Origin of the sequence: Halochromatium sp. (genome assembly GCF_046541315.1) — a bacterium.
Classification (GTDB): domain Bacteria; phylum Pseudomonadota; class Gammaproteobacteria; order Chromatiales; family Chromatiaceae; genus Lamprobacter.
Genome location: NZ_JBKHDN010000124.1, coordinates 1 through 8,200, shown reverse-complemented (window position 1 = coordinate 8,200; position 8,200 = coordinate 1). Strand labels below are relative to the sequence as shown.

Genomic DNA, 8,200 nt, shown 5'->3' with positions numbered 1-8,200 from the left:
CATCCCCATGCCAACAGCTACCACCGCCGCATTCGACATGCCCCGGCAAGGTTACGACGCCATTGCCTTTGCCGAGGTGCTCGAACACCTGGCGGTCAACCCAGTCGAACTCCTGCGCGCGCTTCTTGCGCTCCTCAACCGAGACGGTCTGCTCTACCTGACGACCCCGAACCTGTTTCGCGCCGAGAATCGAGAGAAATGGTTAGCCCTGGAGAATCCCCAGCAGGTCTTCCCCGCCGCTGACGGACACTGGGATCGACATCATCATCACCGCGAGTATGGCGCGGCCGAGCTACTGCGCTTTGCGCATCAACGCCTGGCGCAGGCGAACCGAGGCGGATGAGTGCGCCCGGCCGTCTTCAGCCAGCCTCAGGCCGAGTCCGGCAGTCGCAGCCGCGCCACCGGCTCGCCCCCGATCAGATGTGATTGCAGGATTTCTTCCAGATCCTCAGTGTCCACATAGGTGTACCAAACCCCTTCGGGATAGACGACGGCCACGGGTCCCTCGCCGCAGCGGTCCAGACAGCCGGCGGTGTTGACGCGCACTCCACCCGCCCCCGCAATCTCCAGCTCCTTGCTGCGCTTCTTCAAGAAGTCGCGCGCGGCCTGGGCGTTACACTGTGCGCAACATTGGCTGCCGTCGGCTCGCTCATTGACGCACATGAACAGATGATGTTTGTAATAGGACACAATCGAAAGCTCCAACCTGATCCAAGAGACTGGCCAGCAACGCCGGCGACCCAGCCAGAGGGTGCGGCCCGGGCGCGGCCATCCCAATGCGCGCTCGCTCCAGCCGCAGGACGGCCATGAAGGACGGACCCGAGCCCCAGGTCGCCAGCCTGCTCAGCTTAGCCGACCAATGCGTGAAATGCGGCTACTGCCTGCCGCATTGCCCGACCTTCAAGCTCGCGCACGACGAAGGCGAATCGCCGCGCGGGCGCATCGCCCTGATCCAGGGCTGGCTCGGCGGCGAGATCGCCGACGGTCCAAGGCTCGCGCGGCATCTGGACAACTGTCTCGAGTGCCGCGCCTGCGAGCCGAGCTGCCCCTCTCTGGTGCGCTACGGCGCCCTGATGGATGGCGCGCGCGCGCTGCGCGAACAGCGCCGTCCGCGCTGGCGGCGCTGGCTGCGGCGCGCGGCGCTCGCGCTCCTGACCCGGCCCGATGGGCTGCGACTCCTGGCGCTGGTCGGTATCGGTTATCGCTGGCTGCGCCTGCCGAGGCCATGGGTTGCCGGGCTCGCCAAGCGCTGGCCTGTCGTTCGCGTGCTCGACCCCCTCGCGCGCGCGCTGCGCTGGCCAAGGGCCCCCGTTCGCTCCAGGTGGGTGCAGCCCGCGCCAGCCTGTTACGCGTCCGCCCGGTCGGCCTTCGCCCCGTCCGCGCCCGCCCAGTCCGGGTCAGCCCGGTCCGGGTCAGCCGGAACCGCAGCGGCCGGGCCCGAGATCGAGGCAGCCCGCGTGCGCCCGATCCTGTTCCGCGGCTGTGTCGCTCGCCTGACCGATCAGCCCTTGGAAGCGGCCGCGCAACGCTTGCTCGCGCGTCTTGGCTACCCGGTCGAGGTGCCGAACGATCAGGTCTGCTGCGGCGCCATCCATCGCCACAATGGCTATCCGGCGCAAGCCGATCAGCGGCTGGCGATCAACGCCCGGCGTTTTGGTGAGCGCGTCATCATCGGGCTCGCCAGTGCCTGTGTCGCCGAACTGCGCGAACAAGGCGGGCTCAACGCCGTCGAGATCTGTCGCTTCCTGCTCGATCAGCCTTGGCCGGCGGGGCTGCAACTGCGATCCTTGTCGGCCAGGATCGCTGTGCACGAGCCCTGCTCGCACCGCAATCAGTTGCGCGATCAGGGCGCCATCGATGCCTTGCTGCGACGCATCCCGGCGGCCACCCGGATTCCGCTACCCGGAAACGACACTTGCTGCGGCGCCGCTGGCACCTATCTCACCGAGCATCCGCAGATCGCGCTCGCCTTGGCCGAACCCAAGATCGAGGCCCTGCGGCGGCTCGCGCCGGACTATCTGGTCACCACCAACACCGGCTGTGCCCTGCATCTGGCCGCGCGACTCGATGAGGCGGGCCTCGCGATCCCGGTCTTGCATCCGATCCAGCTCATCGAGCAACAACTCCCCATCGATCCCGAAGGAGCCTCCCATCCCCATGAACATCCGTGATTACAGCCCCATCGATCGTGCCCTCATCGGCATGGACCGGACCCTGCGCACCCTCTTCGGCCGCCCGCCAGTGACCGAGCGCGCCAATCCCGGCAAGGCCGAGGCCGAGGTCGACCTCACCGATCAGGAACGCCGGCACATCGGCCGCCTGATGCGCATCAACCATACCGGCGAGGTCTGCGCGCAAGCGCTCTATCAAGGCCAGGCCCTGACCGCGCGCGATGCCGCCGTGCGCGAGCAGCTCGAACGCTCGGCGCACGAGGAAAACGATCATCTTGCGTGGTGCGAAGAGCGGATCAAGGAACTCGGCGGCCGCAAGAGTCTGCTCAATCCGCTCTGGTACGCGGGCTCGTTCGCGATGGGCAGTGCCGCGGGTCTCGCCGGGGACCAATGGAGCCTCGGCTTCGTCGTCGAGACCGAGCGCCAGGTCGAGGATCACCTCGACGAACATATCGCCCAGGTCCCGGGTGACGATCGCCGCACCCGCGCGATCCTCGAGCAGATGAAACTCGACGAAAGCCATCATGCCCAGGTCGCTCAGATCGCCGGCGGGGCCGAGCTACCCGAGCCGGTCAAGCTGGCGATGCGCGCGGTCTCCAAACTGATGACGCACGGCACCTATTGGGTCTGAGCCGCTATTGGGGGGTCTTCCAGGTCTCGATCTCGCGCGAAAGATTGCGTCCGTAGAAGATCTCCATCATCTCGCGCCGCACCAGGCGCTCGATCCGTTCCTGTTCCTTGTCCGAGAGGTCCGAGGCGGTGACGCAAAACAGATAGTCGCTCAAATCGAAGTGGTTGACGACCATCTTGGTGTGGAACAGATTCTCCTGATAGACGTTGACGTCGATCATCTGGAAGCGATCCTTGGTGTCGCGCGAGAGATAGTTCTGGATCGAGCTGATGTTGTGGTCGATGAAGTGCTTACGCCCGCCGATGTCACGGGTGAAGCCGCGCACGCGGTAGTCCATGATCACGATATCCGATTCGAGCGCGTGGATCAGATAGTTCAGCGCCTTCAGCGGCGAGATCAGGCCACAGGTCGAGACATCGATATCGGCGCGGAAGGTGCTGATGCCGCTGTGCGGATTACTCTCCGGATAGGTGTGAACCGTGATGTGGCTCTTGTCGAGATGGCCGACGACGGCGTCCGGGAACGGCCCAGGACTCGCGGTGTTGGACACCTCCTCCTCGTCGCGCACCTCCTCCTCGGCGATCAGCATGGTCACCGAAGCGCCCTGCGGCTCGTAGTCCTCGCGCGCGATATTGAGCACATTGGCACCGATGATGTTGGCAACATCGGTCAGGATGCCGGTCAGACGCTCGGCGTTGTAGGCCTCGTCGATGTAGTCCAGATAGGCCTGACGCTGGTCCGCCGTGCTGGCATAGCAGACATCGTAGATGTTGAAGCTCAGAGACTTGGTGAGGTTGTTGAACCCCTGTAGCTTCAAGCGGTTATGCATCTTCGGCATGACTTGTCCCTCCAACGGCGGGCGTGAAAGGCGCGATTCTAACCGCTTAGCGATCGGCTTCGCGCACTTCGTAATCGTGGGTCACGGTCGCGGTCGCGCCGAGCATGATCGACGCCGAGCAATACTTGGTGGCGCTCAGCTCGATGGCGCGCGCGACGCGGCGCTCGCTCAGCGCCCGCCCCGTGACGATGAAGTGGGCATGGATACGGGTGAACACCTTGGGATCGCTCGCGCTGCGCTCGGCACTGAGTTCGACCACGCAATCGGTGACCTCCTGGCGCGCCTTGCGCAGGATCAGCAAGACATCGAACTGCGTGCAGCCGCCCATGCCGAGCAAGAGCAGCTCCATCGGCCGCGGGCCGAGATCGCGCCCGCCGGCCGCCGGCGGCCCATCCATCAGCAGCCGATGCCCAGTGCCGGAGACCCCCTCCATCGCCGCCCCGTCGACCCATTTGACGCGTGCCTTCATCAGCCCTCCCCTGTCACCGTTCAGCGGCGTTCCGGATGATCCCGACACCCGGTTCGAAGCCTAGCACGCATCATGCCTTGAGCCGTTTGCGCAATCTCCAAACCCATGCATCCAAGCAGGCGACGAGACGCGAGACGCCCCTCGCCAGCCCTGCCCGCCTCAGGCGAACCCATGGCGGCGCAGGAACTCCTCCGTGAGACCCGTGCCCGCGTGCTCGACCGCCTGTTCGCCGAGCAACAGCCGCTCCAGATAGCGCGCGATCAGGTCGACCTCGAGATTCACCCGGGAGCCGACGCGATACTCGCCGACGATGGTCGCGCCGAGGGTGTGCGGAACGATGTTCAGATCGAAGACCGCGCCCTTGACTCGGTTCACGGTCAGACTGGTGCCGTCGACGCAGATCGAGCCCTTGGGCGCGATATAGCGCGCCAGCTCGCCGGGCGCATGGATCTGCAGACGCCAGGAGCGGGCGTCCTCGCGCACCTCGAGCAGGGTGCCGACGCCATCGACATGGCCGCTGACCAGATGTCCGCCGAGCGGTGTCGACAACCGCAGCGCCTGCTCCAGATTGACGCGGGCGCCGGCCTTGAGGGTGCCCAAGGTGGTGAGCGATAAGGTCTCGCGCGAGACATCGGCCGCGAACCCTCGCGCACTGAGTTCGACGACGGTCAAACAGACGCCATTGACGGCGATGCTATCGCCCATCGACACCTGACCGAGATCGAGCGCGCCCGCCTTCATCCCGGCATCGCTCCCAGTGTCGATGCGGATGCGCCGATCGCCGCCGCGGTCCTCGAGCGCCTCGACCCGCCCAATGGCTTCAATGATTCCAGTAAACATCCCGACCTCCCATCGAGGTTGTGATCCCAGGTTGCGCATCAAGGTTCCTCGGCTCTCGCGCGAGATTCGCCCAAGTCATTCCCGCGCCTCGCCTTTCGGGGTTGATCCACAGGGCCTGTGGATAAGTCGGTGGATACATTGTCGACACCGCCGACTAAGTGCATGACTTCCGGGGGCTTGCGTCAACCCGGTCAAACCTTGGCCGCCATGTTCTTTACCTTCAAGAACAAAAGGTTACCGATCAATCGGCGAGCCTTCCGGGGGGCGATCCGAGAACCCGCCGGGGCAACCCGAGGCCGGCAGCCGCTGTGGGCAACTCAGCGCCGCGCGCGGCCGCGCGCCGCCTCATCGACCGAGCGCGCCCAGCGCCTGCCGATCGGCCTGATAGGAAGAGCGCACCATCGGGCCGCTGGCGACGTTGGTGAAGCCCATCCGCTCGCCGGCGACGCGCAACGCCTCGAACTCGGCCGGCTCCCAGTAACGCCGCACCGGCAGATGGTCGCGGCTCGGTTGCAGGTACTGACCCAGCGTCAGCATGTCGCAGCCGTGCGCGCGCAGATCGGCCATCGCCGCCAGCACCTGCTCCGAGGTCTCGCCAAGCCCGAGCATCAGCCCGGACTTGGTTGGCACCTGCGGATAGCGGGCCTTGAAGCGTTGCAGCAGCGCCAGCGAACCGGCGTAATCGGCCCCGGGTCGCGCCGCGCGATAGAGCGCCGGCACGGTTTCCAGGTTGTGGTTGAACACATCCGGCGTCGCATCGCCGGTGAAGGCGGCCAGGGCCTGCTCCTCGCGGCCCCGGAAATCCGGCACCAAGACCTCGAGCCGAGTCTTCGGGCAGCGCGCCCGCACCGCGCGCAGACAGGCGGCGAAGTGCCCGGCGCCGCCATCGCGCAAATCGTCGCGATCGACCGAGGTGATGACGACATAGCCCAACCCCATGCGCTCGATGGACTCGGCCAGCAGTTCGGGCTCGGTCTCGTCGACCGGCTGCGGCCGGCCATGGGCGACATCGCAGAACGGACAGCGCCGGGTGCAGACATCGCCGAGGATCATGAAGGTCGCGGTGCCATGATTGAAGCACTCACCCAGATTCGGGCATTGTGCCTCCTCGCAGACGGTCGCGAGGCGGTTCTCGCGCAGCAGCCGCTTGATCCTTGCCACGCCCGCACCCGTGGGCGCCTTGGCACGAATCCAGGCCGGCTTGCGCGGCACCTCGGGCCGCCGCTCGACCTTGACCGGGATGCGCGCGACCTTATCCAGGCCGCGCTGATGCGTGTGCGGGCTGAAGCGTGAAGGCGGGGTAAGTGGGCGGTGATTCGGCATGTCCGAGAACCTCTCCAAGAGCCGGCGGATGACTCCAGTCTATCATCGGCCGTGGTTTCGATTCCGTCGGCACCGAGTGACGGTTTGTCAATGCTGCGTTATGCTTGTCGGCTTGATCCCGCATCGTCCACCTCGCCCAGCCCGACCCGTTCCCTGCCATGGCCCTCAATTCCACCGACGAGATCATCGACGAACTCCGCGCCGGGCGCATGGTGGTGATCATGGACGACGAGGATCGCGAGAACGAGGGCGATCTGTTGCTCGCCGCCGACAGCGTCACGCCGGAGGCGATCAACTTCATGGCCAAGTATGGCCGCGGACTGATCTGTCTGACCCTGACCAAGGAGCGCTGCGAGCGCCTGCGGCTGCCGTTGATGGTCAACGCCAACCATGCCCCGCATGCGACCGCGTTCACGGTCTCGATCGAGGCCGCACACGGCGTCACCACCGGCATCTCGGCGGCCGACCGGGCGCGCACCATCGCCGCTGCCGTCGCCGCCGAGGCCAGGCCGAGCGATCTGGTGCAGCCCGGCCATGTGTTCCCGCTGATGGCGCAGCCGGGCGGGGTCTTGGTGCGCGCCGGCCATACCGAGGCCGGCTGCGATCTCGCCCGGCTCGCCGGTTTCGAGCCGGCCGCAGCGATCGTCGAGATCCTCAACGAGGACGGCACCATGGCGCGGCGCCCGGACCTCGAGCGCTTCGCCGAGACCCACGGTCTGAAGATCGGCACCATCGCCGATCTGATCCACTATCGGGTGGCGAACGAGAAGGCGGTGATCCGCGAGGCGCGCGGCCGCCTGCCGACGGCGTTCGGGATCTTCGAGGTGACCGCCTATCGCGATACCATCGAGAACGACATCCATCTGGCACTGGTGATGGGCGAGATCGATGCCGAGCGACCGACCCTGGTGCGGGTGCATCTGCAGAACACCCTCTGCGACCTCTTCGGCGCCCAGCACCCGGCCTGTGGTTGGCCGCTCGATGCCGTGATGCGCCAGATCGCCGAGGCCGGCGAGGGCGTGATCGTGGTGTTGCGCAACCGCGATCAAGGCGCTGACGTGCTGGCCAAACTGGCCGCGCTCAGCGAGCCGGCCGACCGCGATCCGGCGCAACGCATGGCCGCATCGGCGCCGCACAGCGCCCGCAACGAACTGCGCACCTATGGCATCGGCGCACAGATCCTCGCCGATGTCGGCGTCCACCGGATGCGCGTGATGAGCGCGCCCAAGGCCATGCACGGCATCTCCGGATTCGACCTCGAGGTCGTCGAGTACCTCGGTGGCGAGCGTATTTAGAGACACACTCCCATGATCAAGACCTACGAAGGCGCACTGCGCGCCGGCAACGCGCGTTACTGCTTGGTGGTCTCGCGCTGGAACAGCTTCATCGTCGAGAGCCTCGAGAAAGGCGCGCTCGATGCCCTCAAACGGCACGGCGCCGAGGAATCCGACCTGAGCATCGTGCGCGTGCCGGGCGCCTTCGAGATGCCGGTGGTGATCGAGCGCCTCGCCGCCAAGGGCGGTTACGACGCCATCATCGCCCTCGGCGCGGTGATCCGCGGCGGCACGCCGCACTTCGAGTACGTCGCCAGCGAATGCGTCAAGGGCATGGCCCAGGTCAGCCTCAAGCACGGGCTGCCGGTGACCTTTGGCGTGCTCACCGTGGAGACCATCGAGCAGGCCATCGAGCGCGCCGGCACCAAGGCCGGCAACAAGGGCGCCGAGGCCGCGCTCTCGGCGATCGAGATGGTCGATCTGCTGCGCGGGATTGCCTGAGATGGCCGGCCGCCGCAGCGAGGCTCGCCGCTATGCCGTGCTGGCGCTGTACCAATGGCAGGTCAGCGGCCAATCGCCGACCGAGATCGCCGGCCATTTCTTCGATGATCCGGCCTGGATGGAGGCGATCGCCGAGGGCATGTCCGAGGATCG

10 protein-coding genes are annotated in these 8,200 nt (G+C 66.5%); 5 read left to right on the top strand and 5 right to left on the bottom strand.

Features of this window, described 5'->3' with window-relative positions; translation table 11 throughout:
• Window positions 1-343 (top strand): methyltransferase domain-containing protein (locus tag ACLFQI_RS09265; protein WP_410758729.1); only part of this gene is annotated, 343 nt, incomplete at its 5' end.
• A gap of 26 nt (window positions 344-369) precedes the next feature.
• On the opposite strand, the gene ACLFQI_RS09260 is transcribed toward ACLFQI_RS09265, so the two are convergent.
• Window positions 370-690: a (2Fe-2S) ferredoxin domain-containing protein gene (locus ACLFQI_RS09260; RefSeq protein WP_410758727.1), complete on the bottom strand. Its 321-nt coding sequence runs from the start codon at window positions 688-690 to the stop codon at window positions 370-372.
• Between the two features lie 116 nt (window positions 691-806).
• On the opposite strand from ACLFQI_RS09260, the gene ACLFQI_RS09255 reads away from it, so the two are divergent.
• On the top strand, window positions 807-2,171 hold the full coding sequence (locus ACLFQI_RS09255) for a (Fe-S)-binding protein (protein ID WP_410758725.1): 1,365 nt from the start codon (window positions 807-809) through the stop codon (window positions 2,169-2,171).
• Window positions 2,158-2,802, top strand: coding sequence for a 2-polyprenyl-3-methyl-6-methoxy-1,4-benzoquinone monooxygenase (gene coq7 / locus ACLFQI_RS09250; protein WP_410758723.1), 645 nt, complete (start codon window positions 2,158-2,160; stop codon window positions 2,800-2,802). Before ACLFQI_RS09255 ends, coq7 begins: the two co-directional genes overlap by 14 nt.
• 4 nt (window positions 2,803-2,806) lie before the next feature.
• On the opposite strand, the gene speD is transcribed toward coq7, so the two are convergent.
• The 4 genes from speD to lipA form a co-directional block, all read right to left on the bottom strand.
• Window positions 2,807-3,640, bottom strand: a complete 834-nt coding sequence (gene speD / locus ACLFQI_RS09245; RefSeq protein WP_410758721.1) for an adenosylmethionine decarboxylase — start codon at window positions 3,638-3,640, stop codon at window positions 2,807-2,809.
• Window positions 3,641-3,686: 46 nt separating this feature from the next.
• Window positions 3,687-4,109, bottom strand: a complete 423-nt coding sequence (locus ACLFQI_RS09240; RefSeq protein ID WP_410758719.1) for an OsmC family protein — start codon at window positions 4,107-4,109, stop codon at window positions 3,687-3,689.
• Between the two features lie 159 nt (window positions 4,110-4,268).
• Window positions 4,269-4,949 carry a riboflavin synthase gene (locus ACLFQI_RS09235; protein WP_410758717.1) on the bottom strand — a complete coding sequence of 227 codons (681 nt, stop codon included), beginning with the start codon at window positions 4,947-4,949 and terminating at the stop codon, window positions 4,269-4,271.
• A gap of 345 nt (window positions 4,950-5,294) precedes the next feature.
• Window positions 5,295-6,272 (bottom strand): lipoyl synthase, encoded by a 978-nt coding sequence (gene lipA, locus ACLFQI_RS09230; RefSeq protein WP_410758715.1) that lies wholly within the window; start codon window positions 6,270-6,272, stop codon window positions 5,295-5,297.
• Window positions 6,273-6,430: 158 nt separating this feature from the next.
• Between lipA and ribBA the strand changes: the two genes are divergently transcribed.
• A complete protein-coding gene (gene ribBA, locus ACLFQI_RS09225; RefSeq protein WP_410758714.1) occupies window positions 6,431-7,567 on the top strand; it encodes a bifunctional 3,4-dihydroxy-2-butanone-4-phosphate synthase/GTP cyclohydrolase II in 1,137 nt (378 codons plus the stop codon).
• 12 nt (window positions 7,568-7,579) lie between these two features.
• On the top strand, window positions 7,580-8,047 hold the full coding sequence (ribE, locus tag ACLFQI_RS09220) for a 6,7-dimethyl-8-ribityllumazine synthase (protein ID WP_410758712.1): 468 nt from the start codon (window positions 7,580-7,582) through the stop codon (window positions 8,045-8,047).
• Window positions 8,048-8,200 lie beyond the last annotated feature (153 nt).

Bases quoted from the DNA above. Each gene is read 5' to 3' on its own strand.
- ACLFQI_RS09255 (WP_410758725.1), top strand. From the start codon at position 807: ATGAAGGACGGACCCGAGCCCCAGGTCGCCAGCCTGCTCAGCTTAGCC.
- coq7 (WP_410758723.1), top strand. From the start codon at position 2,158: ATGAACATCCGTGATTACAGCCCCATCGATCGTGCCCTCATCGGCATG.
- speD (WP_410758721.1), bottom strand. From the start codon at position 3,640: ATGCCGAAGATGCATAACCGCTTGAAGCTACAGGGGTTCAACAACCTC.
- ACLFQI_RS09240 (WP_410758719.1), bottom strand. From the start codon at position 4,109: ATGAAGGCACGCGTCAAATGGGTCGACGGGGCGGCGATGGAGGGGGTC.
- ACLFQI_RS09235 (WP_410758717.1), bottom strand. From the start codon at position 4,949: ATGTTTACTGGAATCATTGAAGCCATTGGGCGGGTCGAGGCGCTCGAG.
- lipA (WP_410758715.1), bottom strand. From the start codon at position 6,272: ATGCCGAATCACCGCCCACTTACCCCGCCTTCACGCTTCAGCCCGCAC.
- ribBA (WP_410758714.1), top strand. From the start codon at position 6,431: ATGGCCCTCAATTCCACCGACGAGATCATCGACGAACTCCGCGCCGGG.
- ribE (WP_410758712.1), top strand. From the start codon at position 7,580: ATGATCAAGACCTACGAAGGCGCACTGCGCGCCGGCAACGCGCGTTAC.